Raw genomic sequence first — 24375 nt, 5'->3', positions numbered from 1 at the left:
CTTTAGTCCTCGAAGCGCTTGCCGGAGGCGGCCATCTCGACCACCACCTTTGCGGGCTCGAAGCGCGCGCCGTGCTTCGCCGCGAGCTCGCGTGCACGTTCGACGAAACGTTTCGCGCCCATCGCGTTGATGTACTGCAGCGCCCCGCCCTGGAACGGCGCGAAGCCCCAGCCGAAGATCGAGCCGATGTTGGCATCGGCCACCGAGCGCAGCACGCCTTCTTCGTAGCAGCGTGCGGCCTCGTTGGCCTGGGCGAACATCAGGCGGTCGATCAGTTCCTGCTGCGCCGGTTGTTGCGCAGCCGTCGGATAGAGCGACGTCAGCTCCGGCCACAAGGACTTCTCGCCGCCCTTCTCGGCGGGCCAGTCGTAGAAGCCCTTGCCGGCCTTCTTGCCGATGCGGCCGATCTCGCACAGCGCGCGGATCACGGAGAGGCCCGGATGCTCGGTATAGGCCCTGCCTTCGGCCGCGAGGTCCTTCTTCGTCTGGTCCGCGACGTGCAGCCCGAGGCTCAGCGACACCTCGTCCTGCAGCGCCAGCGGCGGCATCGGCATGCCCGCCTGCAGGCCGGCGACCTCGATGCTGCGCGGGTGCACGCCTTCCTTCAGCATCGCGATGCCTTCCATCACGTAGGTACCGAAGACGCGGCTGGTATAGAAGCCGCGGCTGTCGTTGACGACGATCGGGGTCTTCCCGATCTGCAGCACGTAGTCGAAGCCGCGCGCCAGCGTCTCCGGCGAGGTCTGTTCGCCGACGATGATCTCGACCAGCGGCATCTTGTCGACCGGCGAGAAGAAGTGCAGGCCGATGAAGTTGGCCGGCCGCGCGCTCGCCTGTGCGAGGCCGGTGATCGGCAGCGTCGACGTGTTGGACGCGAATACCGCGCCGGCCCCGATCTGGCTTTCGGCCTGCTTCGTCACGTCGGCCTTGATCGCGCGGTCCTCGAACACCGCCTCGATCACCAGGTCGCAGCCGGCCAGGTCCTCGTAGCGTGTCGTCGGCAAGATCTTCGCCAGCAGCGCGTCGCGCTTCTCGGCCGTGCTGCGGCCCTTCTTCACCGCCTTGTCGAGCAGGCCCTGCGAATACGCCTTGCCGCGCTCGGCCGCTTCCTGCGAGGTATCGAGCAGCACCACGTCGATGCCGGCCTTGGCCGACACGTAGGCGATGCCCGCACCCATCATGCCGGCGCCGAGGATGCCGAGCTTCCTGACCGGCGACGGCGCGATGCCCTGCGGCCGCGACGCGCCCTTCTTGATCGCGTTGAGCTGGTACCACAGCGTGCCGATCAGGTTGCGCGATGCCTGCGACATCACGCAGGCCGCGAAGTAGCGCGACTCGACCACGCTGGCCGCATCGACGTCGAGCAGCCCGCCTTCGAACACGCAGCTCATGATGTGCTGGATCGCCGGGTAGTTGCCCCAGCTCTTCGCCGACGCGATCGACGGCGCGATGGCCAGCATCTGCACCACCGCCGGCGAGCGTGAATCGCCGCCGGGGAAGCGGAACTTCGGCTGGTCCCACGGCGCCCTGGCCTTCGGGTTCGCGAGACACCACGCACGCGCCTTGGCGATCAATTCGTCGCGGTTCGCGGCCAGTTCGGTGACCAGGCCCATCTCCAGCGCCTTCTTCGGCGCGAGGTCGTTGCCCTCGGCCATCAGCTGCAGCGCAGCCTGGATGCCGATCAGCCGCGGCAGGCGCACAGTGCCGCCGCCGCCGGGCAGCAGGCCCAGCTTGACTTCGGGCTGTCCGAGCTTGAGCCGGGGATCGTCGAGCACGATCCGCGCATGGCAGGCCAGCGCGATCTCCAGCCCGCCGCCCAGCGCATGGCCGTTGATCGCCGCGACCACCGGCTTGCCGCCCGTCTCCAGCCGGCGCAGCACCGCCTTCATCTGTGTCGTCACATCGAAGGCCTGCTGCGCGGTCTGAATCTTCGAGATGCGGTCGATGTCGCCACCGGCGCAGAAGTCGGCCTTGCCCGAGGTCAGCACCAGGCCCTTCAGCGCAGCATCGCTCGCCAGCCGCTCGGCGATGGCGGCCAGCGGCACCATCAGCTCGTCGTTGACGACGTTCATCGGCCGGCCGGCCAGGTTCATCGTCGCGACGGCGATGCCGTCGGCGCCAACGTCCAAAGTGATCGCGTCCGCCATGGTCAGATCCTTTCGATGATGGTCGCGATGCCCATGCCGCCGCCGACGCACAGCGTCGCGCAGCCGGTGCTCAGGTTTCGGCGCTCGAGCTCGTCGAGCACGGTGCCGAGGATGATGCAGCCCGTCGCGCCGAGCGGATGGCCCATCGCGATCGAGCCGCCGTTGACGTTGATGCGCTCGGGGTCGATGTCCAGCACACGCGCGGCCTTCATCGGCACGACCGCGAAGGCCTCGTTGACTTCCCACAGGTCGATGTCCTGCGCGCGCATGCCGGCCTTCTTCAGCGCCTTCTGGCAGGCCGGCGCCGGGCCGGTCAGCATGATGGTCGGCTCGCTGCCGGTCACCGCCATCGAGCGCACGCGCGCCCTCGGCTTCAAACCGGCCTTGGCGCCGGCTTCCTTCGAACCCAGCAGCATCAGCGCCGCGCCGTCGACGATGCCCGACGAGTTGCCGGCATGGTGCACATGGCGGATGCGCTCGACCGTCGTGTACTTGCGCAGCGCGGTGGCGTCGAAGCCCATCTGGCCGATCATCGCGAACGAAGGCTCCAGCTTGGCCATCGCTTCGCGCGTGGCGTTCGGACGGATCGTCTCGTCCTCGGCCAGCATCGTCAGGCCGGCGATGTCGGTCACCGGCACGACCGCCTTCTTGAAGCGGCCGTCGGCACGCGCCGCGGCGGCCAGCTGGTGCGAACGCAGCGCGAAGGCATCGACATCGTCGCGCGTCCAGCCTTCGAGCGTCGCGATCAGGTCGGCGCTGATGCCCTGCGGAATGAAGCCCAGCGCCTGGTTGACGCGCGGATCCATCACCCACGCGCCGCCGTCGCTGCCCATCGGCCAGCGGCTCATCGACTCGACACCGCCGGCGACGACCATGTCCTCGAGCCCGCTCATCACCTTCGCGGCCGCGAGGTTCACCGCCTCGAGGCCCGAGGCGCAAAAGCGGCTCAAGGTCACGCCGGCCGTCGTCTCCGACCAGCCGGCATCCAGCACCGCCGTGCGCGCGATGTCCGCGCCCTGCTCGCCGACCGGCGTCACGCAGCCGAGCACGACGTCGTCGACCAGCGACGTGTCCAGTTCGTTCCTGCGCTGCATCGCCTGCAGCAGCGTGCGCAGCAGCCAGATCGGCGTCGCCTGGTGCAGGCCGCCGTCCTTCTTGCCCTTGCCGCGCGGGGTGCGCAGGTGGTCGTAGATGAAAGCTTCGGTCATGACACGCTCCTGAGGCGTTAGCGTCGGTTGCGGGGATGGTCGGCGGCGCTGCGCTCGTTGCCGCGTTTGTAGTTGCCGGTCAGGCGCGCCATCGCCTGTTGTTGTGCATCTGTATCGGCGCCGTGCATCTCGGCGAGGAAGTCGATCGCATCGCGGCCGCGCAGCGTGCTCGCTAGGCGGCCGTGGTGGGTAACCTGCACGTCGCCGTTCTTCATGCGGCGGTAGGTGAAGCCGAGGTCGCTTGTTTCAGTCATTCTGGTTGTCGCTTGCCCAGATCGAACGCGCCAAGGCCACTGGGTGCCCGGCTCCGCTCATGTCCCCCGGGCCGGGCTGCGCTTCCATGCCTTTGCCTGGATCTCGGCCGGCCCTCCTCCTTGACTTCGCTACGCCGGGCACCCAGCGCCCTTGGCTGTGGCGACACCGTGGCATGCCATGGCCTGCCAGGGCGCTGCGGATCAGGCCGGCGGGGCGCTCTGTGGAGCGAAGTCAAGGAGGAGGGCCGGCCGGACTGCAGCCTGGGCGCCTGAGCGGAGCCCGGCCCGGGGGAGTGAGCCCGGACACAAACAGTCCAGTGGACTGTTTGTGCCTGGCGAACGCCAGGGCCGCGAGGCCCTGGCATGAGCGGAACAGAGCGCCCCGCCGGCCTGATCGTGCGCCGATGCCAGCATGCGAGAGAAGGAAGCACTGACGAAAGAAGCACTGACGCCTACCCCCGCGTCCCCAGCGCCGTGCGCACCGTCTGGTTGATCAGCCGCAGCTCCGCCAGCGTGGCGTCGATCGCCGCGCGCTTCTTCTCGAGCTCGGTGATCGCCTCGTCGGTGCGGTCGCGCACGTACTTCAGCTGCTGCACGCGGCCCTCGCCGTGCGCCCCGTAGAGATCGAGGTAGTGCTTGATCTCGGCCAGCGACGAGCCGATGGCCTTGGCCCGCAGGATCAGCGCCAGCCGCGCACGGTCGCGCCGCGTGTAGACGCGCGTGCCGTTGATGCGCCGCGGCAGCAGCAGCCCCTTGTCCTCGTAGAAGCGGATCGCGCGCGGCGTGATGCCGAACTCGCCGCACAGCTCGGTGATGCCGAACAGCTCGGCTGCGCCCTCGTCGCGGTGCGCGGCGACGGTCTCGTGGGCGGAGGCGAGCGCAACCGTCATGTTCAGACGACGCGCTGCAGCTTCAGCGCGACGCTCATGTCGCCGGAAACCTTGAACTTGCCGGTCATGAAGCCCGTGGTCGGTTCGAGCTCACCCGTCAGCAGGTCGCCGAGGTTGGCCATTGAGATCGCGACCGTGCAGTCGGCCTCGCGGTCGACGTTGTCGACCGTGTTCGGCGTCGCCTTGCCGTCGATGACGATCACGCCGTCGGTACCGGTGTCGAACTTCAGCACGGCGTTCAGGCCGCTCTGGTCGCCCACCTTGCTGCGCAGGGTCTCGGTGGCGGTGCTCAGGTCCATGGGTGTCTCCCGTTTGAATGCAGGGCGCCGGCAATGGCGCGATGCGGGGCATGCTACGTGGCAGCAGTGCCGCAAACATCCGCGTATTCCCCCATGCGATACCAGGTTGACGTTAACGTCACCCTCCGCTCCAATGCGGCACGATCACTCGATGGATCAAGGAGACGAGGTGCCCGACCGCTACCGCAGCGTGTTCCGTCCCGGCCTGTTCGATGGCCAGCGCTTCTGGGTCACCGGCGGCGGCTCCGGCATCGGCCGCTGCGTCGCGCACGAGCTCGCGTCGCTGGGTGCGCGCGTGCTGATCAGCGGCCGCACGGCGGAGAAGCTCGAGCGCGTCGCCGCCGAGATCGCCGAGGACGGCGGGCGGTGCGAGTGGCGCGCTTTCGACATCCGCGACGAAGAGGCGGTGAAGGCCCACATCGCCGCCGCCCTGGAAGAAGGTGGCCCGGTGGCCGGCCTCGTCAACAACGCCGGCGGCCAGTTCCCGGCGCCGATGATGGCCATCGGCAAGAAGGGCTTCGAAGCCGTCGTCACGAACAACCTGACCGGCGGCTTCCTGATGATGCGCGAGCTGTTCATCCAATGCCTGCAGCAGCACGGCGGCGCGATCGTCAACATGACGGCCGACTACAAGCTCGGCATGCCCGGGATGGCGCACACCGGCGCCGCGCGCGCCGGCATGGCCAACCTGACGATGAGCGCGGCCTTCGAATGGGCGCATGCCGGCGTGCGCGTCAACGCGGTGGCGCCGGGCTGGGTCGCGTCGAGCGGCATGGACACCTATGCCGGCGCGGTGCGCGCGATGATCCCGAAGTTGAAGAACCACGTGCCGCTGCGGCGCCTGGCCACCGAGGCCGAGGTCAGCGCGGCCATCGTCTTCCTGCTGTCGCCGGCAGCGGCCTTCATCACCGGCGTGACGCTGCAGATCGATGGCGGCGCCGGACTCGGCTCGCCGGCCTTCCCGTCCATCGACCACCAGCGCAGCGTGCCGTTCGACGGCTTCCACCGTGCGGTGACGCCCGAGGTGCTGAAGTAATGCCGGCGCTGCAGAGCCGAATCAACGTCAGGTCGGCCGCCTTCGGCGCCAACGCCGAGCGCATGCACGAGCGCCTGGCCGAGGTGCGCCGCCTCGAAGCGATGGTGGTCGCCGAATCGACCTCCAAAGCCGACAAGTTCGAGCGCCGCGGCCAGCTGCTGCCGCGCGAGCGCGTCGCGCGGCTGCTCGACCGCGGCACGTCCTTCCTCGAACTGTCGACCTTGGCCGGCCTCGGCATGCACGACGACGACGGCAAGAAGAGCGTGCTCGGCGGCGGCTCGATCGCCGGCATCGGCACCGTGGCCGGCAAGCGCGTGATCGTCTCGGCCAACGATGCCGCGCTGAAGGGCGGCACCGTCGCGCCGATGGGGCTGCGCAAGGCGCTGCGCATCCAGCAGATCGCCTTCGAGAACAAGCTGCCGCTGGTCTCGCTGGTCGAGTCCGGTGGCGCGAACCTGATGTACCAGGCCGAGATGTTCGTCGAGGGCGGTCGCGCCTTCGCGAACCAGGCGCGGCTGTCGGCCGCCGGCATCCCGCAGATCGCCGTCGTGCACGGCTCGTCGACCGCCGGCGGCGCCTACCTGCCGGGGCTGTCGGACTACGTGATCCTGGTGCGCGACCGCTCCAGCATCTTCCTCGCCGGCCCGCCGCTGGTGAAGGCCGCGATCGGCGAGGACGCCACCGACGACGAGCTCGGCGGCGCGATGCTGCATGCCGAGACCACGGGCCTGGGCGAATACCTCAGCGAGAACGACGCGCATGCGATCGCGCTGGCGCGCGAGCTGGTCGACAAGCTGAACTGGGACGTGCCGAGCGCGTCGGGCGCGGCGCCCGCGCCGCTCTACGACGCCGACGAGCTGATGGGCATCGTGCCCGCCGACGACCGCGAGCCCTACGACGTGCGCGAGGTCATCGCGCGCCTGGTCGACGGCTCGGACTTCCTCGAGTTCAAGACGCTGTACGCACCCGACACCGTCTGCGGCCATGCGCGCATCGACGGCCACCTGGTGGGCCTGATCGGCAACAACGGCCCGATCCAGCCCAACGGCTCGACCAAGGCGGGCCAGTTCATCCAGCTGTGCGACCAGAGCGGCACGCCGCTGGTCTTCCTGCAGAACACCACCGGCTACATGGTCGGCCGCGAGGCCGAACGCGCCGGCGCGATCAAGCACGGCAGCAAGATGATTCAGGCGGTCGCCAATGCGCGGGTGCCGAAGTTCACGATCGTCATCGGCGGCAGCTTCGGCGCCGGCAACTACGGCATGTGCGGCCGCGGCTTCGATCCCCGCTTCATCTTCAGCTGGCCGTCGGCGCGTGTCGCGGTGATGGGCGGCGCGCAGGCGGCGATGGTGATGGAGATCGTCAGCCGCGGCAAGCTCGAGCGCGGCGGCGTGGCGGTCAACGACGACGCGCTGAAGGCGATGAGCGACCAGCTGCGCCAGCGCATCGACCGCGAGTCGAACGTGCTGTACGGCACCGCGCGCCTGTGGGACGACGGGATCATCGACCCGCGCGATACGCGGCGGGTGCTGGCGCTGTGCCTCGCACTGGCCGCCGAATCGGAACAACGAACCCTGCGCCCGAACGCCTTCGGCGTCGCACGACTCTGAACACAACGACCCCAGGAGACACGGCCATGAAGCTGACCGCAGAACACCGCCAGATCGCCGACACGGTGACCCGGTTCGTCGAGAAGGAGCTCAACCCGCACGTGCCCGCGTGGGAAGCGGCGGAGATCTACCCCGCGCACGAGGTCTTCAAGAAGCTCGGCGCGCTGGGCATGCTGGGCATCAAGTACCCCGAGGAATACGGCGGCCTCGGCCTCGACTTCTCGTACTCGATGGTGATGGCCGAGGCGCTCGGCAACTGCCATTGCGGCGGCGTGCCGATGTCCATCGGCGTGCAGACCGACATGTGCACGCCGGCGCTCGCGCGCTTCGGCTCGGAGGAGCTCAAGCGCGAGTTCCTGATGCCGGCGATCGCCGGCGAGATGGTGGGCTGCATCGGCGTCAGCGAAGCGGGCGGCGGATCGGACGTCGCGGCGGTGAAGACGACCGCGAAGGTGGTCGACGGCGACTACGTGATCAACGGCAGCAAGATGTGGATCACCAACGGCCTGCAGGCCGACTGGTGCTGCCTGCTGGCGAACACCAGCGACGGCCCGGCGCACAAGAACAAGAGCCTGATCATGGTGCCGATGGATGCGCGCGGCATCGACAAGCAGAAGATCAAGAAGATCGGCATGAACTCGTCGGATACCGCCCAGCTGTTCTTCGACAACGTGCGCGTGCCCAAGCGCAACGTCGTCGGCCAGGAGGGCCTGGGCTTCATGCTGCAGATGATGCAGTTCCAGGAGGAGCGGCTGTGGTGCGCGGCCTCGGCGCTGCGCGGGCTCGACCGCATCATCGACGCGACGATCGAGTACACCCGCGAACGCAAGGCCTTCGGCAAGAGCATCCTCGACAACCAGGTCGTGCATTTCCGACTTGCGGAGCTGCGCACCGAGGTCGAGTGCCTGCGCGCGCTGACCTGGAAGGCCGTGGAGCTCTACATCGGCGGCCAGGACGTCACCAAGCTCGCCTCGATGGCCAAGCTGAAGACCGGCCGGCTGTCGCGCGAAGTCGCCGACTGCTGCCTGCAGTACTGGGGCGGCATGGGCTTCACCTGGGACAACCCGGTGTCGATGGCCTACCGCGATACGCGCCTGGGCTCGATCGGCGGCGGCGCCGACGAGGTGATGCTGGGCATCATCTGCAAGCTCGAAGGCACGCTGCCGAAGGGCGCGCACTGAGATGCCGGCCGCGTACGAGACGCTGCTGGTCGAGCGCGATGCCGCGCTGTCGCAGCCGGGTGCGGGCGCGGCGACGCGGGGCGTCTGGCTGGTGACGCTGAACCGGCCGGAGTGCCGCAACGCCATGTCCCTGCAGATGGTGCAGGACCTGCGCGCGGTGCTGGCCGAGGCGGAATCCGGCGGCGCCCGCGTGATGGTGCTGCGTGGCGCGGGCGGCCACTTCTGCGCCGGCGGCGACATCAAGGACATGGCCGCGGCCCGGTTGCGGCCGGCCGATCCGGATAGCGGCGCGCGCGACCCGATGGCCGCCGTCAACGCGGCGTTCGGCGAACTGTGCGTCGCCTACGCCGACACGGGGCTCGCGGTGGTGGCACTTGTCGAGGGCACGGTGATGGGCGGCGGCTTCGGGCTGGCCTGCGTCGCCGACGTCGTGCTGGCGTCGCCGACGGCGCAGTTCCGCTTGCCGGAGACCTCGCTCGGCGTCGTGCCGGCGCAGATCGCGGCCTTCCTGGTCGAGCGCCTGGGTTACTCGGAAGCAAAGCGCCTGGCCGTCACCGGTGCGAAGCTGGGTGCGCACGCAGCGCTGACCCTGCGCCTGGTGCACGAGGTGCACGGCCCGGCCGAGCTGCCGCTGGCGCTGGCGCGCATCGTCGACGAGATCCTGCAGTGCGCGCCGCAGGCGCTCGCCGCCACGAAGCGGCTGCTGGCGAAAGCGCGCTTCGAGCGGCCGGCCCTGCTGATCGACGAAGCGGCGGCGGTGTTCTCGCAGGCGCTGCAGAGTGCCGAGGGCCAGGAAGGCACGCGGGCCTTCATCGCCAGGCGCAAGCCGTCGTGGGCGCCGCAATGAGCGCCGCCCGGCCGTTCCGAAGGCGCTCGGCCCCCCTCGGGGGGACCGGCGCGCAGCGCCGTAGGGGGCCAAGGTGAGCTTCCACAAGATCCTGATCGCCAACCGCGGCGAGATCGCGTGCCGGGTGATCCGCACGGCGCGTGCGCTCGGCTACCGCACGGTGGCGGTGTACAGCGATGCCGATGCGCAGGCGCCGCACGTGCGCCTGGCCGACGAGGCGGTGCGCCTCGGTCCGGCACCGGCGGCCGAGTCCTACCTGAAGATCGACGCGGTGCTCGCCGCCGCCCGTGCCACCGGTGCGGACGCGCTTCATCCGGGTTATGGCTTCCTGTCCGAACGCGCGGACTTCGCCGCCGCCTGCGCCGAAGCCGGCCTGGTCTTCATCGGGCCGCCGCCATCGGCCATCGATGCGATGGGCCACAAGGCCGCCGCGAAGCGCCGCATGCTCGAAGCCGGCGTGCCCTGCGCGCCGGGCTACCTCGGCGACGAACAATCGGACGAACGCCTGCGCCGCGAGGCGGAGGTGATGGGCTATCCGCTGCTAGTCAAGGCCGTCGCCGGCGGCGGCGGCCGCGGCATGCGGCTGGTGCGCTCGGGCGATGACGTCGTCGCGGCGCTGGCCGGTGCGCGACGCGAGGCCGAGAGCGCCTTCGGCGACGGCCGGCTGATGCTGGAGCGCCTGATCGAGCACGGCCGCCACATCGAGATCCAGGTCTTCGCCGACCGCCATGGCAACGCGATCCACCTCGGCGAACGCGACTGCACTGCGCAGCGGCGTCGCCAGAAGGTGATCGAAGAAGCGCCGTCGCCGATCGTCGATGCCACGCTGCGCGCGCGCATGGGCGCCGACGCGGTGGCCGCGGCGCTGGCCGTGGGTTATGTCGGTGCCGGCACGGTCGAGTTCATCGTCGATGCGCAGCACCGGCACTACTTCCTCGAGATGAATACCCGGCTGCAGGTCGAGCATCCGGTCACCGAATGCGTGACCGGGCTGGACCTCGTCGAGTGGCAGCTGCGCGTCGCGGCCGGCGAGCCGCTGCCGCTGCAGCAGTCCGACGTGCGGCTGGACGGCCACGCGATCGAGGTCCGGCTGTATGCCGAGGACCCGTACGCGGGCTTCGCGCCGCAGACCGGACGTGTGCTGCACTGGCGACCCGAGGCCGCGCTGCAGGCGGCGAATCCCGGCGGCGCGCTGCGCGATTCGCTGCGCATCGACGCCGGCATCGTCGAGGGCGGCGAGATCGGTCCGTACTACGACCCGATGGTCGCCAAGCTGATCGTGCACGGCCGCAACCGCGGCGATGCGATCCGGCGCCTGTCGGCTGCGCTGGAAGACCTGCCGCTGGTCGGCCCGGCGAACAACGGCCGCTTCCTGCGCGACCTGCTGCGCCATCCGGACTTCGCACAGGCGCGTCTGCACACGACGCTGATCGACCAGTGGGCAGCGGATGGCGAACCGCTGCTGCAGCGGCCGCGCGCCGGCGATGACGCATGGCGGGTCGCCGCGCTGCTGCGGGCGTCGGGCGACGGCCTGCTGCGACCCGCCGGCAGCCCCGGCGGCCTGCGGTCTGCCGGCAGCGCCGGCGGCCTGCGGTCTGCCGGCAGCGCCGGCGGCCTGCTGCGGTCTGCCGGCACCGCCTCCTTCGACCTGACGCTGGTTTGCGATGGCGAGCAGCGCCGGCTGCGCGTGACGCCGCGCGGCGGCGGCGCGGTGGACGTCGCGACGAACGGAGACACGCTCACTTTGCGGGTCATCGAGCGCGACGGCCGCTGCCTGGTGATCGAGCAGGCCGGCGTGCGCCGCCGCTGGCTGGTGGTCGAGCAGCCCGCGGCCTCGTCGGATGGCGCCGCGGTGCTGCACATCGTGCACGACGGCGCGGTGTTCCGTTTCGAGGAACCGTCCGCGCTGCCGGTGCAGGCCGCATCGGACGACCCGCGCCGCGCCTGCGCGCCGGTGGCCGGACTCGTCGCGCAGCTGCTGGTGCGCGCCGGCGACCGCGTCGAAGCCGGCCAGCCGCTGGCCAGCGTCGAGGCGATGAAGATGGAAATGTGGCTGGTCGCCGGCACCGCCGGCACCGTCGCGGCGGTGCATGTCGCGCCGCGCGACGCGGTCAGCGCCGGCGCGCTGCTGGTCGAGCTGGCCCCCGAGGAGCAAACCGCATGAGCACGTCCGACAAAGCCATCCTCACCTGCGCGCTGACCGGCGTGCTGACCAACCCGAAGCAGCATCCGGTGCCGGTGACGCCCGCCGAGATGGCGGCCGAGGCGCGTGCCGCGTTCGATGCCGGCGCGGCCATCATGCACGTGCACCTGCGCCAGCAGGCCGAGGGCCAGGGCCACCTGCCGAGCTGGGACCCGGACGTCGCCGAAGAGGTCATCGGCGCGATCCGCACCGCGTGCCCCGGCGTGATCATCAACCTGACGACCGGCGTCGTCGGCAAGGACATCTCGGGCCCGGTGGCCTGCATCCGCCGCGTCAAGCCCGAGATCGCCGCCTGCAATGCCGGCAGCCTGAACTACCTGAAGCTGAAGGAAGACGGCCAGTGGGCCTGGCCGCCGATGGTCTTCGACAACCCGGTGGCGAAGATCCAGGCGATGCTCGACGTGATGGCCGAGACGCATACGCATCCGGAGTTCGAATGCTTCGACGTCGGCATCGTGCGCTCGGTCGGCATGTACCTGAAGGCCGGGATGTTCAGTGGCATCCCCGAATACAACTTCGTGATGGGCGTGGCCTCCGGCATGCCCTGCGACGCCGAGCTGCTGGCGCTGCTGCCGAAGTACCTCGCGCCCGGCGCCGTGTGGCAGGCCACCTTGATCGGCCGCGCCGAGATCTGGCCGGTGCACCAGCGTGTCGCCGAGCTGGGCGGCATGCTGCGCACCGGGCTGGAAGACAGCTTCTACCTGCCGGGCGGCGAACGCGCGCGCGGCAACGGCCCGATGATCGAGGCGCTGGCGCGCTGCGCGCGCAACGCCGGCCGCGACATCGCGACGCCGGCCGAGGCGCGCGAGCGCCTCGGGCTTCACTGAGCCGGCGCCGGGTTCAGCCCTTCGGCGCTTCCGCGAACATCTTCTGCGCACGGGCGCCGATCTCTTCCGGCGTCAGTTCCTCGATGTGCGTCGCGATGCACCACTTGTGGCCGAAGGGGTCGGTGACGTTGCCGCAGCGGTCGCCGTAGAACTGGTCGGCCACCGGCATCGTCACGGTGGCGCCGTTGGCGACCGCGCGGTTGAACACCGCGTCGCAGTCGTTCACGTACAGCATGATGCTCGACGACGAGTTGCCGACGGTCGTCGGGCTCAGCGCGTTCCACTGCGGGTTCTCGTCGTGCAGCATGATCACCGAGCCGCCGATGCGGATCTCGGCATGGGCGATCGAGCCGTCGGGCATCGGCATGCGCATCACTTCCTCGGCACCGAAGGACTTCTTGTAGAAGTCGATCGCGGCGGCGGCGCCCTTGATCGTCAGGTACGGGGTGACGCTGGAGTAGCCAGCGGGAATGGGGGGAACCTTCTTCGTCTTCGTGCTCATGCGGAAATCCTCGTGGGCCGCGGGAAGGGAAACGCCGCAGGCCCGGCCCGGGACGCTGCGGCGGTCAGCAAGTGCTGTATGGATATACAGCCTAGCACCCGTCCGGCGGTGTTTCAAGCCGCGGCCGTAACGGGCCCGGGCAGGTATTCGCCCCGGCGCGTCAGGCGCCGGCCGGCACCGGGTAGCGCGCCCAGTAGCCCGCCGCGGGCTCGACCTGCTCGACGATGTCCAGTGCCAGGCCGGCCGGATCGATCACCTGGAAACGCTTCTGGCCCCAGGGCTCGGTGCTCAGCGGGTAGGTGATGGCGACGCCGGCGGCGGCCAGGCGCGTGGCTTCGGCCTCCGCGTCGTCGACCTGCAGCGTCAGCAGCAGGCCGCGACCGTCGAAGGGCTCGGGGCCGGGCGGCCTCGACGGATGCTCCGGGTGCATGAAGGCGAGCGCGACGGCACCGTCGTCAGCGCCCCGGGTCAGCCAGACGAACCAGCTCGCCTCGAAGCCGACCTCGAAGCCGAAATGGCGCCGGTAGAAGTCGCGGCAGGCGAAGAGCTGTGGCGTGGTGATCAACGGGTAGGCGGACAGCAGGCGGGCCATCGGTGGTCTCCTCGGATTGACGGTCGCGACGACTTACATACAGACTGTATGCTTGATCGAATCGTAGATACGTACAGCCTGTATGTCAAACAAGGAAGCACCCGCGCCGGACCGTCCGCAGCGCCCGAACCGCCGCATCGAGCAGGGCCTGCAGTCGCGCGCCCGGCTGGTCGCCGAGGCGCGCCGGCTGTTCGAGCGCGACGGCTACGCGAAGACCTCGACCGAGGGCCTGCTCGCCGCCACCGGGCTGACGCGCGGCGCGCTGTACCACCACTTCCGCGACAAGCGGGACCTCTTCGTCGCCGTCTGCGACGCGGTGCATGCGGACCTCGCGGAGGCCATCGACGCGGCCGCCGACGGCATCGCCGATCCGGCCCGGCAGCTCGTCGCCGGCGCGCTGGCCTGGATCGCTGCGGTCGCGCAGCCGGGTCCGCGCCAGGTGCTGCTGATCGATGCCCCCGCGGTGCTCGGCGCCGCCGAGTGGCAGGCGCTGGACGACAGCCACGGCTTCGCGCAGCTGCGCCAGGCCGTGCTGGCGCTGTTGCAGCCGCAAGGCGCCGCCGCGACGCAGCGCGCGGAGGCGCTGGCCGCGGCGTTGAACGGCGCGCTCAACGCGCTGGTGCACTGGCGCGCACAGCACGACGGCCGGTCGGCCGAGGCGGCGCTGCAGGAGGTCGTCGAGCGCCTGTTCGCGACGCTGCTCAAACAGCCCCCGGCCGCCACGGCGACAATGAAGCGCCCCGCCCGGCCGCGCACGCCATGAGTTCTCCCGCCGATCCACCGACCCCTGCCGCCGCCCTGCCGCAGTTCATCGAGCACCTGCTCGCCGCCCTGGCCGACGGCACGCTGCTGCGCGGATCGCTCGCCAAGTACCGCGGACCGGACACTTCGCTGCAGCGCGTGCTGCTGCGCCCGGTAACGCTGCGCGGCGAGGTCCAGCTGCAGCTGGTCTACCGGCACGCGACCAAGGACATCACGAAGAACCAGGCGCCGGCGGAGCTGCCGGCGCTGCTGGCGCAGCTGCTCGGCGCCCAGGGCTTTCGCCATGCGCACCTGCACCTGGACGGCGCCGAGCTGGAGCTGGTGATCACGCAGCGCGGCCAGGCCACCTTGCATCGCCGCACCCCGGCCGGCGACACGCCGGGGCCGGCCGCCGCACCCGCTGCGCACAACCGCGAGAAGAAGCGCTGGCTGTCCCTCGAGCGCCCCTTCCTCGCCGAGCTCGGCGTCACCACCGCCGAACACCAGCTGGTGCCTGCGATGGCGCGCAAGTGGAAGCAGATCAACAAGTTCGTCGAGGTCTTCGCGCACGCGCTCGAGGACTCGCCGCTGAAGGACGCGCAGCGGCTGCGGGTGATGGACTTCGGCAGCGGCAAGGGCTACCTGACCTTCGGCGTGCACGACTGGCTGACCACCCAGCGCGGCCTTGCCGCCGACGTCACCGGCGTCGAGCTGCGGCCGGACATGGTGGCGCTCGGCAACGCGGCCGCCGCGAAGCTCGGCCTGCAGGGCCTGCACTTCGAGCAGGGCGACCTCGCCCGGTGGCAGCCGCAGCCGCTGGACGTGATGATCGCGCTGCACGCCTGCGACACCGCGACCGACCTGGCGATCGACCTCGGCCTGCGCGGCGGCGCCAGCATCATCCTGTGCTCGCCGTGCTGCCACAAGCAGATCCGCCCGCAGCTGCTGCAGCCGCATCCGCTGAAGCCCATCCTGCAGCACGGCGTGCACCTGGGCCAGCAGGCCGAGATGCTGACCGACGGCCTGCGTGCGCTGTGGCTCGAGGCCTGCGGCTATCACACGCAGGTGTTCGAGTTCATCTCGCTGGAGCACACCAACAAGAACAAGATGATCCTCGCGGTCAAGCGTGCGCACCCGGCCGCGCCGGCGCCCGTGCTGTCGCAGATCGACGAGCTCAAGCGCTTCTACGGCATCCGCGAGCACTGCCTCGAGACGCTGCTGCGCCAGCGGCATGCGTTGCCCGAACCTCAGGAGAACCTCACGTGACGAAGCCACAGGCCAAGCCCGGCGAACTGGCGATCGATCCGTCGCAGGTGCGGGTCGGCGTCTACGTGCGCATCCCGCTGTCGTGGCTCGACCATCCGTTCCTCAGCTCGAGCTTCCTGGTGACGACGGAGGACCAGGTGCGCGAGATCAACGCGCTGGGCGTCGGCGTGTTCGCCGATGCCAAGCGCTCGAAGGTGATGCCGGCGCCCCCGCCGAAGGCGGCCGCGCCGGCACCCGATCCGGCCAAGGAGCTCGAGCTGACCTTGCTGCGCCAGAAGCAGGAAGCCCAGCGCGCCGCGAAGGCGCAGCGCGCGAAGGTGATGGCCGACATGCGTGCGCGGCTCGACCTGGTCCAGAAGCAGTACATGTCCGCAGCCGAGCAGACGGCCGGCGCCTTCAAGCAGCTCGATGCGCGGCCTGCCGAGAGCATGGGCGCGATGCGCACGGTGGCCAACGAGTCGGCGCACTCGCTGCTGGCCGACCCGAGCTCGGCCATCATCCTGATCGCCGACAAGGCGAAGAGCCAGGGCGAGGTGGCGCATGCGCTGTCGGTGATGACCCTGTCGCTGCTGCTGGCCAAGCACCTCGAGCTGCCCGAGGCCGAGATCGAGCAGATCGGCGCCGCCGCGTTGCTGCACGACATCGGCCACCACAGCATCAACCCGTCCATCCTGCGCAACCCGGCGCGCAACCGCCACGAGGAAGCGGCCTTCCAGCTGCATGCGAAGGCCGGCCACGACCGCCTGCAGGCCATGGCCGCCACCGGTGCCGCCGTGCCGCCCGGTGCGGCCGAAGTGGCGCTGTACCACCACGTGCGCGAAGACGGCAGCGGCTACCCCCATGGCCTGAAGGTGGCGCAGATGTCGCGCGCGGCGAAGATCGTCGCCATCACCAACCGCTTCGACAACCTGGCCAATCCGGTCGACCCCCGCCTGGCCGTCTCGCCCTTCGAGGCGCTGGGCGTGATGTGGGCGCGCGAGCGCGGCGGCTTCGACGAGACGCTGCTGCAGCAGTTCATCCGCACGATGGGCATCTACCCGCCGGGCACGCTGGTGTTGCTGTCGGACAGCCGCATCGGCGTCGTGGTGGCCACCGCGCCGCCGTCGGCGCGCCTGTGTCCGCAGGTGCTGATCTACGATCCGGACACCCCGCGCCGAGAAGCGCTGATCCTCGACCTCGCCGAACCCGAGACCGCACAGCAGCTGAAGGTCGACAAGGCGCTGCGCATGCAGGAGCGCAGCGAGGACGAGCTGGACTACCTGCTGCCGCGGCGCAAGATGAACTGGTTCCGCGGCAATACCGGCTGATCGGCGACCACGCTCATCTGTCGCGCTAGGAGCGCGCGGCGATCAAGCGGATCGCGAGCCGCCTTTCCGGCGGCGGCAGTTTCATGACCTCGGCGATCAGTGCGGCCGCGCGCTCGCAATGCGGCCACCCGACCTCGCCCGGATGGCGCAGCGCCAGCAGCTGGCCCGGCGCGCGCGGCCCGAGCGTGCGCCGCACCACCTCGGCTTCGAGCGCCGTGGGGCCGCGCGCGGCCTGCATGTCCGGCTCGGCCGAGGCATCGACCAGCCACGCCGCTTCGCGCACGGCCAGCTCGCGCGGCATCGCGCGCCGCGCCGTCGCGGCACCGGACAGCAGCTGCCCGCAGCCAGTGAAACCCAGCTCGCCCGCCGCGGCGATCTGCTGCGCCAGCAACTCGACGTACTGCTCGCGCAGCGCGGGCCCGGACTGGCCGAGCAGCCGGGGGATCAACTCGTCGATGCCGGCCTGCGTGGCCTCCATCAGCGCGTCGCCCTGCAGGCCGGCGTCGCGCGCGGCCAGCCAGCGCGCAGCGGCGGCGTCGATCAGGCCCGGAACGCGCCGCTCGAGCAGCGGCCAGACCAGGCCGGAACGCAGCGCGTCGGCGACGTCGGCGACCGTCGCCGCGCGCGGCATCGGCACGTCGACGTCCAGCGGATGCCGCGGCCCATGCAGCGCGCCCATCTCCGACAACTCCTCGCGTCCCGCCCGCCACGGCGTGCCGATCGGCATGGCCAGCGACTTGCGCACGAAGGCCGCCGGCAGGCCCGCCTGCTCGTGCAGCACCGCCAGCCGCCGGCGTATGAGCTGCCTGAGCAACGGATTGAACGCCGCCGGCGGCGGACGCCGGATCGCCAGCTGGGCTTCGGGCAGCGCCTGGCGCAACGCGCCGGCCAGGAATACCGGCACGCAGGCATCGATGCAGTGGCCGGTGATGCGCGTGGTCCAGCCGCGATCCCGGATCAAGGCGGCAATCTGCAAGGCGTCGTGCAGCCGCCCACCGGGCACGTCGAGCTCGAGCAGGCGGGCCTGCGGCGTGACCTCCAGGACCCGCTGCACCTGCTCGGCCGCACCGGCGCTCAACGGCCCCTGCAGGCGCACGCGGCGGCCGTCGGGCGAGGCGCTGACACTGATCGGGCCGGCCGGATCACGCCCGATCGCCAGCGACAGCAAGGACGGCAGACGCGGCACGAAGTGCAGCGCCGTCGAGGCCAGCAGCACCAGCGCCCACGACGCGATGACCAGGCGGGCGGCGAACGTGGCGCGGCGCAGCCGCGGGTCGTCAAGCGCCGTGCGCGTGGCGCTGCGCCACGCGCCGGCGATGCCCCAGCTCTGCACCAGCAGCGCCAGCGGCCAGCCCGACAGCAGGGCCAGCGCCGGCCAGCGCGGCGACGCAACGGTCGCCACATCGGGCCAGCCCGCCAGCGCCGCCGCGACGAGAGCGGCGAGCCCGCCGACCAGCGCGCAACACCCACCGAGGCTGGTGCCCAGCGCCAGCTCGCCGCGCCAATGCGCCCTCACCAGCGTGCGCACGAACCCCGCCCGCGCGACGGCCGGCCGGTGGGCACCGAGCGCCGCCGCATCGACCGGCAGCCCGGCCGTGACCCCGCGACCGCCGATCACTTGACCTGGTCCAGGTACTTGTCCTTCAGCGTCGGTTCGCCTGGCTTCACGCCCGCGAGCTCCGACATCACGCTGCCCGAGGCCACCGCCCCGGGCGGAGGTGCCGGCACGGGCGTCGCGGGCAGCACGGTGATCGTGCCGCCGCTCACGGCCTGGGCACGGCTGCCGGCCGGGCAGTCGCCGTTCGTGTAGGTGACCTGCGCACCGTCGATGCATTTGCGCAGCGCAGCGGCCGCAACCCCCGGCGCAGCATTCGCGGCCGGCGGGCGGACCTCACGCTCGATCGTCGCGCCCTGCTGCGTGATCCACTGGGCCGGCGCACTGGTGCGAAGCCGGGCGGCCAGCTCGCGCAGCGGCGGCGTGTCGCGCAGCCACCAGACGACGGCGGCCAGCGCGCCCACCAGGCAAACCAGCCTGAACGACTGGATGGTGTTCATGAAACTCCTCCCTGGCGCCTTCCCCGATCCCGTTGATGCGGGCACGGCGCTTGTATTGATTTCTGCGCGAACTCTAGCCGACCGCGTGCGGCTAGGGCCAGACCAGCTCCACCACCTCCTCGAAGCTGCGAGCCGCCTGCCAGCCCGGGTGCGCGATCTGCGCCCGCGGGTTGCTGTAGCGGTGCAGCAGCAGCATCCTCAGCGCGGGCAGGCGCCAGCGACGGTCGCGTGCTGCGCCGTAACCTTCGAGGTACGCGTCCACACGCTCGCGGCTGCCGGCCGCCAGGAAGCACAAGGGCCCCAGCCAGTCGTAGCCCGCCAGGCCGATCAGGCCGTCGCCGAAGTCGTACATGCCGGCCAGGCCCTGCGGACCGTGCAGCAGGTTCATCGGGGTGTACTCGCCGGTCAGCATCACGTCGGGGCCGCCGGGCAGCTCGCCGGCGATGAAGGGCTCGAGCTGCGCCAGCAGCTGCGGCGGCAGCCCGACACGCTCCTGCCGGCGCCGGCAGCCGGCGCGCTGGCGCTCGATGAAGTCAGCCCACCTCGGCGCCAGCGCACGCTGGCCGTCCACCGGCAGGGCATGCACCTCGGCCGCGACCCGTCCGATCGCCGACAGCACCGCGCACTTCGCCGCTTCGTCGAGGCCGGGCCAGGTCGTGGTCAGCGGCGCGCCCGGCAGCTGCGTCATCACGACGAAGGGCCAGCCGTCGATCTCGCCGCGGTCGACCAGGCGCGGCGTCGGCACGCTCAGGCGCCCGTGCAGGCGCGGCAGCATCGCCGCCTCGAACTCGAAGTGATCGCGCAGGAACGGCGGGTAGAGCTTGAAGACCAGCTCGTCGCCGAGCAGGCCGACGAGCACGGTGCCCTCTTCCATCGGCGTGAACGGCGCATCCGAGTAGCGTGCGGCGAAGGACGCCACCAGCGCGCGCCAGCGGGGGATGTCGTCGTGCAGCACATCGAAGTCGGCGTAGCCGACGACCGGCGGCAGGGCGCGCAGCGGCGCAGCGTCGGTGGACATGGCGGGTGTGGTCGCGGATCTCGAGGCAGCGCAGCGTAGCCGAGCGCGGCGGCGCGGTCACCCCACGGGTGATGGATGATGTGCCGATGCCGCCGCCTGTCGCCCCGTTCGCCGCCCGCGCGACGCTGCCGGTCACGCTGCTGGTGCAGTCCGCGGCGTCGGCGGCCGCGCTGGCACCGACCGTGGCGGCACCGCAGTTGCTGGCCGCGCTGCAGCTGAAGGCCGTGGCGGTGGGCATCTACATCGCGCTGGTCTACTTCGCCGCGATGTTCTCCAGCCAGTGGGGCGCGGCGCTGGTGCGGCGCTGGGGACCGCTGCGCACCAGCCAGGCGGCGCTGGCCAGCTGCGCGTTCGGCCTGGCGCTGATGAACCTGCCGCAGCTGCCCGCGGCGCTGGCCGGCGCGCTGCTGATCGGGGTGGGCTACGGGCCGATGACGCCGGCGAGCTCCGAGATGCTCGCCCGCACGACACGCCCCGAGCGTTACGCGCTGGTGTTCTCGATCAAGCAGACCGGCGTGCCGCTGGGTGGCGCCATCGCCGGACTGCTGGTGCCGCCGCTGCTGGGCCGCGTCGGCATGGGCGGCATGCTGGCCGCGATGGCGCTGCTGTGCGGGCTCGGCATCGTGCTCGCGCAGCCGCTGCGCGGGGTGCTCGATGCGGCGCGCGATCCGGCCGCGCCGTGGCCGACGCCCTCGCGCATGGCCGGTCCGGTGCGCCGCGTGCTCGCGCATCCGGTGCTTCGGCGCATCGCGCTGTGCACGCTGGTGTTCTCGGCGGTGCAGGTCAGCCTGACCTCGTACACAGTGACCTTCCTGACCGCGGAGCTGCACTGGACGCTGGTCGCCGCCGGCGTGGCGCTGTCCGTTGCGCAGGGCGGCGGCGTGGCCGGCCGCATCGCCTGGGGCTGGGTGGCCGACGGCCGCGCCGGGGCCGCGCGCACGCTGATCGGGCTGGCGCTGGCGATGGCGCTGCTGGGCGGCGCGATGGCGCTGCTCACGCCGGCCACGCCGCCGTGGCCGGCGATGGGGCTGCTGGCCGCCTACGGCGCGACGGCGATCGGCTGGAACGGCGTCTACCTGGCGACCGTCGCGCGGCTGGTGACGCACGACGAGGCCGCCGCCGCCACCTCCGGCAGCCTGTTCTTCACCTACTTCGGCGTCGTGCTCGGCCCGCCGCTGTTCGGCGCGATCGGCACGGCCAGCGGCTCGCTGGGCACCGCCTTCGCGCTGCTCGCGCTGCCGCTGGCCTGGACGGTGTGGACCTTGAAGCGCGCCGGCATCGCGCCGTGACGGCGATTCAACCGCCGAGGATCTCGCGCTGCAGCTTCTTCGTCAGGCTGCCCAGCACCAGCGCATGCGAGCGCTCGACCAGCGCCTTCAGCTCGGCCAGCGGCAGCGCCTTCGGCTCCTGCAGCTTGACCCACTTGACGCGCGCGAGGTACGGCGCCGGAATGATGCCCGGCACGCCGGTCAGCTCGAGGAAGCGGTGCTCGTCGACCTTGAAGGAGCAGCCGTTCCACGGGCCCGGCTCGGGGCCGCCGACGAGGAACATCTTGCCGCCCACCGAGGCTACCCAGTCGCAACCCCACTTGATGTCCTCGGTGGCCCCGGGCAGCGTCGCGGCATGCTTCTTCAATGCGGCATAACTCATAGCGTCCCTCCGTTCGTGGTCAGAACACGCCGAGCGCGAGCCCGGCCGCCAGCGCCGCGCCGGTGTCGCGGCAGCGCGCCAGGTCCTCGGGGCCGATCACCTTGGGCGCCAGGATGCGTTCCGGCGTCTGCGCGTGCGTGCAGACGATCAGCCCCGGCGCGGCGGCCTTGAGGCGCCAGCCGGTGGCGATGCGCTCGAGCTGGCGCAGCGCACCCTGCCCGTCGCTGCCGGCGCAGATCAGCGCCGCGTACGGCCGGCCGTTCAGCTGCCCGAGCGCGGGGTAGTAGCAGCGGTCGAAGAAGTCCTTCATCAGGCCGGCCATCGCGGCCAGGTTCTCCGGCGTCGCGAAGAGGTAGCCGTCGGCCGCCAGCAGGTCCGCGGGCTGGGTCTGCACGGCGGTCTGAAGACGCACCGCCACACCGGCTTCGTCGCCCGCGCCGGCCGCCGCGGCCCCGGCCATCTGGCGGGTGCCGCCGGTCATCGTGTGGTAGACGATCAGCAGCGTCTTCACGCAGCGATCCTAGTCTGCAAGGTGCTCGGCCAGCAGGCGGTGGAAGTGGTGCACGCCCTGCTCGCGCGTGGGCGAATAACGCCCGCCGCGGTAGAAGCGCGAGCGCACGCCGCGCTGCACCTGCACGACGACCGCCTCGTCCTCCATCTCCACGCGGTCGAGGTCGCCGCCGGCGCCGGTGCCCAGCCGCGACGCATCGCCGACGTAGCTGCGGAAGACCACGCGCGTGCGGCCCGGCCCGAGCGGCTGCACCTGGTTCAGCGACAGCCCCCAGGGGTAGAAGTTCAGCATCAGGTTCGGGAACACCCACCAGTAGTAGGCGGCCACCGACTTGCCGGCGTCGATGCTGTCCGCCGGCAGTGCGAACGCCGGCTCGCCCGGCTTGGCCAGCGCCAGCTGCAGGTTCGCGTAGCGGCCGAGCTCGTAGCTGTACTGGTTGAAGTCCAGCGTCTGCATCAGCCCCGCATGCAGGAACGGGATGTGCAGCCCTTCGAGGTAGTTCTCGACGTAGAGCGCCCAGTGCGCATCGAACTCGAACGACCGGTCGCGCGACGGGTCGTGGCGCCAGTCGCGCAGCGGCAGCCAGCCGATGCGCGACTCCATCTCGGCGAACACCTCGGCCAGTGGCGCGGCCGGCTTGACGCTGGCGAAGCCCAGGCCGTGCCAGTCCTCGAACGGCACCTGCACCAGGTGGTCGTTGTCGGACGGAAAACACTCGGCCTGCTGGAATTCGGGCATGAAGGTCATGCGCCCGGCCAGATCGAAGCGCCGGGAGTGGTAGCCGCAGCGGATCTGCTCGGCGCGGGTGCACTCGTGAACGAGGATGTTGCCGCGGTGCGTGCAGACGTTCGACAGGCAGCGCAACTGGCCGCGCGCATCGCGCGATAGCAGGATCGGCTCGTCGAGGCTGCCCGGCAGCAGCCAGCGCGGCGCCAGCGTGCCGGGCGCGGCGACATCCCGCAGATCGCCGATCCATTGCCAGCTGCGCGCGAAGACGGTCTCCAGCGCCGCTGCATAAGCGGCTTCGTCGCGGTAGAACGCGGCGTCGAGCGTGCCGGCACGGCGCACGTCCGGATCGACACGGTAGATCGGGATCGTCGTCATGCGCGGGCCTCCTCGCCGTGCTCGATCGGGTACTGGCGCAGCGCGGCCTCGAGCCGGCGCCGCACCGCCTGCTGCAAGGAGGCCGGCGCCAGCACGCGCACCTGCTCACCCTGGCGCAGCAGGTCCATCACCAGCTCGGTCTCGTCGACATAGGGCAGCTCGAGCTCGTAGCTGCCGTCGTCGAGCCGGCGCCCGCGCTGCTCGGGGTGCCATTCCTCGCGGCTGATCCAGGCCGCGGCCTGCGGCGAGAAGCGCAGCGTCGCCCACTGCGCGGTGCCGCCGGCGAAGACGCCGTAGCCGGCATCCATCTCCGCCTCGACCTGCTTCATCGCGACGTCCTTCGCGCGCGCGTCGAGCACGCGCGCCTGCTGCATTGCGTCGAGCGCGAAGCGCAGCAGCTTCTCGCGCGTGTGGCACCAGGCATCGAGGTACCAGGTGTTCTTGTAGTGCACGAGGCGCTGCGGCGAAACCTCGCGCTCGCTGCTGGCGCCGCCGCGGCCGCGCGTCGAGTAGCGCATGTACAGCCGGCGCCGCCGCAGCAGCGCCTCGCCGACACGCTCGAAGAACTCGCTGGCCACCGGCCGCTTCAGCGCGCCGACGATCTTCACGCGGCGCATCAGCGCGCGCGACTGCGTCTGCCCCTCGGGCCCCAGCAGCTCGTGGATGCGGTCGAGCAGCGGCTGCAGGTGGCGCGACAACAGGCCCTCGCTGTCCAGTTCGCTCAGCAGCTGGTGGGCCATCAGCAGCGAGTAGAGCTCGCGCTCGTTGAACCACAGCCCGGGCAGCTCGTGCTTCTGGCCGCGGTATTCGGCGCCGAAGCGGTAGCCGTTGACGTCGCGGTCGTACTCGATCGGCGCGCCGAGCTGGTCGCGCAGGTATTCGAGGTCGCGCTTGAGCGTCGCGCGCGAGACCTCCAGCTCTTCGAGCAGCGTGGCCATGCTGACGTGGCCGCGCTGCTTGATCAGGCTCTCGATCTTGTAGAGGCGGGCGGTGTGCAGGGCCATGGGGCTGAATGTACCGCGGCGCCGGGCCTGCGGCTGCGCTAGCACGCCGGTGGCTCAAATCGTGAGCCACCGTGTGTCAGCGCCGATCGAAAGATCGTTCCGCGGTGGCTCACGTCATGAGCC

General features: G+C 71.1%; 24 protein-coding genes. 10 read left to right on the top strand and 14 right to left on the bottom strand.

From position 1 onward, the window contains the following. Nucleotides 1-2: 2 nt before the first annotated feature. The 5 genes from P1K89_RS00980 to P1K89_RS00960 form a co-directional block, all read right to left on the bottom strand. Nucleotides 3-2147: a 3-hydroxyacyl-CoA dehydrogenase NAD-binding domain-containing protein gene (locus P1K89_RS00980; RefSeq protein WP_284614483.1), complete on the bottom strand. Its 2145-nt coding sequence runs from the start codon at nucleotides 2145-2147 to the stop codon at nucleotides 3-5. Nucleotides 2148-2149: 2 nt separating this feature from the next. After that, nucleotides 2150-3355, bottom strand: coding sequence for an acetyl-CoA C-acetyltransferase (locus P1K89_RS00975; RefSeq protein WP_284614482.1), 1206 nt, complete (start codon nucleotides 3353-3355; stop codon nucleotides 2150-2152). A 17-nt stretch (nucleotides 3356-3372) separates the two neighbouring features. Continuing rightward, nucleotides 3373-3570, bottom strand: coding sequence for a hypothetical protein (locus tag P1K89_RS00970; protein ID WP_284614481.1), 198 nt, complete (start codon nucleotides 3568-3570; stop codon nucleotides 3373-3375). 491 nt (nucleotides 3571-4061) lie between these two features. Beyond that, nucleotides 4062-4499, bottom strand: a complete 438-nt coding sequence (locus P1K89_RS00965) for a MerR family transcriptional regulator (RefSeq protein ID WP_284614480.1) — start codon at nucleotides 4497-4499, stop codon at nucleotides 4062-4064. Nucleotides 4500-4501: 2 nt separating this feature from the next. Then, nucleotides 4502-4798 (bottom strand): SCP2 sterol-binding domain-containing protein, encoded by a 297-nt coding sequence (locus P1K89_RS00960; RefSeq protein WP_284614479.1) that lies wholly within the window; start codon nucleotides 4796-4798, stop codon nucleotides 4502-4504. Between the two features lie 151 nt (nucleotides 4799-4949). Here P1K89_RS00960 and P1K89_RS00955 point away from each other — a divergent pair, with 151 nt between their 5' ends. From P1K89_RS00955 to P1K89_RS00930, 6 genes are all read left to right on the top strand, one after another. After that, nucleotides 4950-5834 (top strand): SDR family oxidoreductase, encoded by an 885-nt coding sequence (locus tag P1K89_RS00955; RefSeq protein WP_284614478.1) that lies wholly within the window; start codon nucleotides 4950-4952, stop codon nucleotides 5832-5834. Continuing rightward, nucleotides 5834-7444 carry an acyl-CoA carboxylase subunit beta gene (locus P1K89_RS00950; RefSeq protein ID WP_284614477.1) on the top strand — a complete coding sequence of 537 codons (1611 nt, stop codon included), beginning with the start codon at nucleotides 5834-5836 and terminating at the stop codon, nucleotides 7442-7444. Before P1K89_RS00955 ends, P1K89_RS00950 begins: the two co-directional genes overlap by 1 nt. Before the next feature lie 26 nt (nucleotides 7445-7470). Beyond that, nucleotides 7471-8625 (top strand): acyl-CoA dehydrogenase family protein, encoded by a 1155-nt coding sequence (locus P1K89_RS00945; protein WP_284614476.1) that lies wholly within the window; start codon nucleotides 7471-7473, stop codon nucleotides 8623-8625. A gap of 1 nt (nucleotide 8626) precedes the next feature. Next, nucleotides 8627-9472, top strand: coding sequence for an enoyl-CoA hydratase/isomerase family protein (locus tag P1K89_RS00940; protein ID WP_284614475.1), 846 nt, complete (start codon nucleotides 8627-8629; stop codon nucleotides 9470-9472). Nucleotides 9473-9545: 73 nt separating this feature from the next. After that, on the top strand, nucleotides 9546-11636 hold the full coding sequence (locus P1K89_RS00935) for an ATP-binding protein (RefSeq protein ID WP_284614474.1): 2091 nt from the start codon (nucleotides 9546-9548) through the stop codon (nucleotides 11634-11636). Beyond that, nucleotides 11633-12502: a beta-keto acid cleavage family enzyme gene (locus P1K89_RS00930; RefSeq protein WP_284614473.1), complete on the top strand. Its 870-nt coding sequence runs from the start codon at nucleotides 11633-11635 to the stop codon at nucleotides 12500-12502. Before P1K89_RS00935 ends, P1K89_RS00930 begins: the two co-directional genes overlap by 4 nt. A gap of 13 nt (nucleotides 12503-12515) precedes the next feature. On the opposite strand, the gene P1K89_RS00925 is transcribed toward P1K89_RS00930, so the two are convergent. Together P1K89_RS00925 and P1K89_RS00920 are read right to left on the bottom strand one after the other, a co-directional pair. Beyond that, complete coding sequence (locus P1K89_RS00925) at nucleotides 12516-13004, bottom strand: VOC family protein (RefSeq protein ID WP_284614472.1); 489 nt, start codon at nucleotides 13002-13004, stop codon at nucleotides 12516-12518. A gap of 160 nt (nucleotides 13005-13164) precedes the next feature. Beyond that, on the bottom strand, nucleotides 13165-13596 hold the full coding sequence (locus P1K89_RS00920) for a VOC family protein (protein WP_284614471.1): 432 nt from the start codon (nucleotides 13594-13596) through the stop codon (nucleotides 13165-13167). Nucleotides 13597-13678: 82 nt separating this feature from the next. Between P1K89_RS00920 and P1K89_RS00915 the strand changes: the two genes are divergently transcribed. The 3 genes from P1K89_RS00915 to P1K89_RS00905 are packed head-to-tail and all read left to right on the top strand — an operon-like array spanning nucleotide 13679 to nucleotide 16910. Beyond that, nucleotides 13679-14359 (top strand): TetR/AcrR family transcriptional regulator, encoded by a 681-nt coding sequence (locus tag P1K89_RS00915; protein WP_284614470.1) that lies wholly within the window; start codon nucleotides 13679-13681, stop codon nucleotides 14357-14359. Then, nucleotides 14356-15603, top strand: a complete 1248-nt coding sequence (locus tag P1K89_RS00910; protein ID WP_284614469.1) for a class I SAM-dependent methyltransferase — start codon at nucleotides 14356-14358, stop codon at nucleotides 15601-15603. Before P1K89_RS00915 ends, P1K89_RS00910 begins: the two co-directional genes overlap by 4 nt. After that, nucleotides 15600-16910, top strand: coding sequence for an HD-GYP domain-containing protein (locus tag P1K89_RS00905; protein ID WP_284614468.1), 1311 nt, complete (start codon nucleotides 15600-15602; stop codon nucleotides 16908-16910). The genes P1K89_RS00910 and P1K89_RS00905 overlap by 4 nt, the downstream gene beginning before the upstream one ends. A 25-nt stretch (nucleotides 16911-16935) precedes the next feature. Here the strand turns inward: P1K89_RS00905 and P1K89_RS00900 are convergent, their stop codons facing one another. From P1K89_RS00900 to P1K89_RS00890, 3 genes are all read right to left on the bottom strand, one after another. Next, nucleotides 16936-18528, bottom strand: coding sequence for a hypothetical protein (locus P1K89_RS00900; RefSeq protein ID WP_284614467.1), 1593 nt, complete (start codon nucleotides 18526-18528; stop codon nucleotides 16936-16938). Beyond that, a complete protein-coding gene (locus P1K89_RS00895) occupies nucleotides 18525-18965 on the bottom strand; it encodes a hypothetical protein (RefSeq protein ID WP_284614466.1) in 441 nt (146 codons plus the stop codon). Before P1K89_RS00895 ends, P1K89_RS00900 begins: the two co-directional genes overlap by 4 nt. A 91-nt stretch (nucleotides 18966-19056) precedes the next feature. Further along, a complete protein-coding gene (locus P1K89_RS00890) occupies nucleotides 19057-19983 on the bottom strand; it encodes a phosphotransferase family protein (RefSeq protein ID WP_284614465.1) in 927 nt (308 codons plus the stop codon). Between the two features lie 86 nt (nucleotides 19984-20069). On the opposite strand from P1K89_RS00890, the gene P1K89_RS00885 reads away from it, so the two are divergent. After that, complete coding sequence (locus tag P1K89_RS00885) at nucleotides 20070-21272, top strand: MFS transporter (RefSeq protein WP_284614464.1); 1203 nt, start codon at nucleotides 20070-20072, stop codon at nucleotides 21270-21272. Nucleotides 21273-21279: 7 nt separating this feature from the next. On the opposite strand, the gene P1K89_RS00880 is transcribed toward P1K89_RS00885, so the two are convergent. From P1K89_RS00880 to P1K89_RS00865, 4 genes are read right to left on the bottom strand one after another with little or no spacing between them, the layout of a single operon-like run. Further along, nucleotides 21280-21633, bottom strand: a complete 354-nt coding sequence (locus P1K89_RS00880) for an MmcQ/YjbR family DNA-binding protein (RefSeq protein WP_284614463.1) — start codon at nucleotides 21631-21633, stop codon at nucleotides 21280-21282. A gap of 19 nt (nucleotides 21634-21652) precedes the next feature. Continuing rightward, on the bottom strand, nucleotides 21653-22144 hold the full coding sequence (locus P1K89_RS00875) for a flavodoxin family protein (RefSeq protein WP_284614462.1): 492 nt from the start codon (nucleotides 22142-22144) through the stop codon (nucleotides 21653-21655). Nucleotides 22145-22153: 9 nt separating this feature from the next. Then, on the bottom strand, nucleotides 22154-23248 hold the full coding sequence (locus tag P1K89_RS00870; RefSeq protein ID WP_284614461.1) for an aromatic ring-hydroxylating oxygenase subunit alpha: 1095 nt from the start codon (nucleotides 23246-23248) through the stop codon (nucleotides 22154-22156). Then, nucleotides 23245-24252 (bottom strand): helix-turn-helix transcriptional regulator, encoded by a 1008-nt coding sequence (locus P1K89_RS00865; protein ID WP_284614460.1) that lies wholly within the window; start codon nucleotides 24250-24252, stop codon nucleotides 23245-23247. The genes P1K89_RS00870 and P1K89_RS00865 overlap by 4 nt, the downstream gene beginning before the upstream one ends. Nucleotides 24253-24375 lie beyond the last annotated feature (123 nt).

The sequence above is a fragment of the Aquabacterium humicola genome (assembly GCF_030167915.1).
Taxonomy (GTDB): domain Bacteria; phylum Pseudomonadota; class Gammaproteobacteria; order Burkholderiales; family Burkholderiaceae_C; genus Pseudaquabacterium; species Pseudaquabacterium humicola.
The sequence above is the reverse complement of the archived record's forward strand: the minus strand, read 5'-3'. Positions and strand labels throughout refer to the sequence as shown.

Excerpts from the sequence above, each read along its gene's own strand:
- P1K89_RS00980 (WP_284614483.1), bottom strand. The coding sequence starts at position 2,147 with ATGGCGGACGCGATCACTTTGGACGTTGGCGCCGACGGCATCGCCGTC.
- P1K89_RS00975 (WP_284614482.1), bottom strand. The coding sequence starts at position 3,355 with ATGACCGAAGCTTTCATCTACGACCACCTGCGCACCCCGCGCGGCAAG.
- P1K89_RS00970 (WP_284614481.1), bottom strand. The coding sequence starts at position 3,570 with ATGAAGAACGGCGACGTGCAGGTTACCCACCACGGCCGCCTAGCGAGC.
- P1K89_RS00965 (WP_284614480.1), bottom strand. The coding sequence starts at position 4,499 with ATGACGGTTGCGCTCGCCTCCGCCCACGAGACCGTCGCCGCGCACCGC.
- P1K89_RS00960 (WP_284614479.1), bottom strand. The coding sequence starts at position 4,798 with ATGGACCTGAGCACCGCCACCGAGACCCTGCGCAGCAAGGTGGGCGAC.
- P1K89_RS00955 (WP_284614478.1), top strand. The coding sequence starts at position 4,950 with ATGGATCAAGGAGACGAGGTGCCCGACCGCTACCGCAGCGTGTTCCGT.
- P1K89_RS00950 (WP_284614477.1), top strand. The coding sequence starts at position 5,834 with ATGCCGGCGCTGCAGAGCCGAATCAACGTCAGGTCGGCCGCCTTCGGC.
- P1K89_RS00945 (WP_284614476.1), top strand. The coding sequence starts at position 7,471 with ATGAAGCTGACCGCAGAACACCGCCAGATCGCCGACACGGTGACCCGG.
- P1K89_RS00940 (WP_284614475.1), top strand. The coding sequence starts at position 8,627 with ATGCCGGCCGCGTACGAGACGCTGCTGGTCGAGCGCGATGCCGCGCTG.
- P1K89_RS00930 (WP_284614473.1), top strand. The coding sequence starts at position 11,633 with ATGAGCACGTCCGACAAAGCCATCCTCACCTGCGCGCTGACCGGCGTG.
- P1K89_RS00925 (WP_284614472.1), bottom strand. The coding sequence starts at position 13,004 with ATGAGCACGAAGACGAAGAAGGTTCCCCCCATTCCCGCTGGCTACTCC.
- P1K89_RS00920 (WP_284614471.1), bottom strand. The coding sequence starts at position 13,596 with ATGGCCCGCCTGCTGTCCGCCTACCCGTTGATCACCACGCCACAGCTC.
- P1K89_RS00915 (WP_284614470.1), top strand. The coding sequence starts at position 13,679 with ATGTCAAACAAGGAAGCACCCGCGCCGGACCGTCCGCAGCGCCCGAAC.
- P1K89_RS00910 (WP_284614469.1), top strand. The coding sequence starts at position 14,356 with ATGAGTTCTCCCGCCGATCCACCGACCCCTGCCGCCGCCCTGCCGCAG.
- P1K89_RS00895 (WP_284614466.1), bottom strand. The coding sequence starts at position 18,965 with ATGAACACCATCCAGTCGTTCAGGCTGGTTTGCCTGGTGGGCGCGCTG.
- P1K89_RS00890 (WP_284614465.1), bottom strand. The coding sequence starts at position 19,983 with ATGTCCACCGACGCTGCGCCGCTGCGCGCCCTGCCGCCGGTCGTCGGC.
- P1K89_RS00885 (WP_284614464.1), top strand. The coding sequence starts at position 20,070 with ATGCCGCCGCCTGTCGCCCCGTTCGCCGCCCGCGCGACGCTGCCGGTC.
- P1K89_RS00880 (WP_284614463.1), bottom strand. The coding sequence starts at position 21,633 with ATGAGTTATGCCGCATTGAAGAAGCATGCCGCGACGCTGCCCGGGGCC.
- P1K89_RS00870 (WP_284614461.1), bottom strand. The coding sequence starts at position 23,248 with ATGACGACGATCCCGATCTACCGTGTCGATCCGGACGTGCGCCGTGCC.
- P1K89_RS00865 (WP_284614460.1), bottom strand. The coding sequence starts at position 24,252 with ATGGCCCTGCACACCGCCCGCCTCTACAAGATCGAGAGCCTGATCAAG.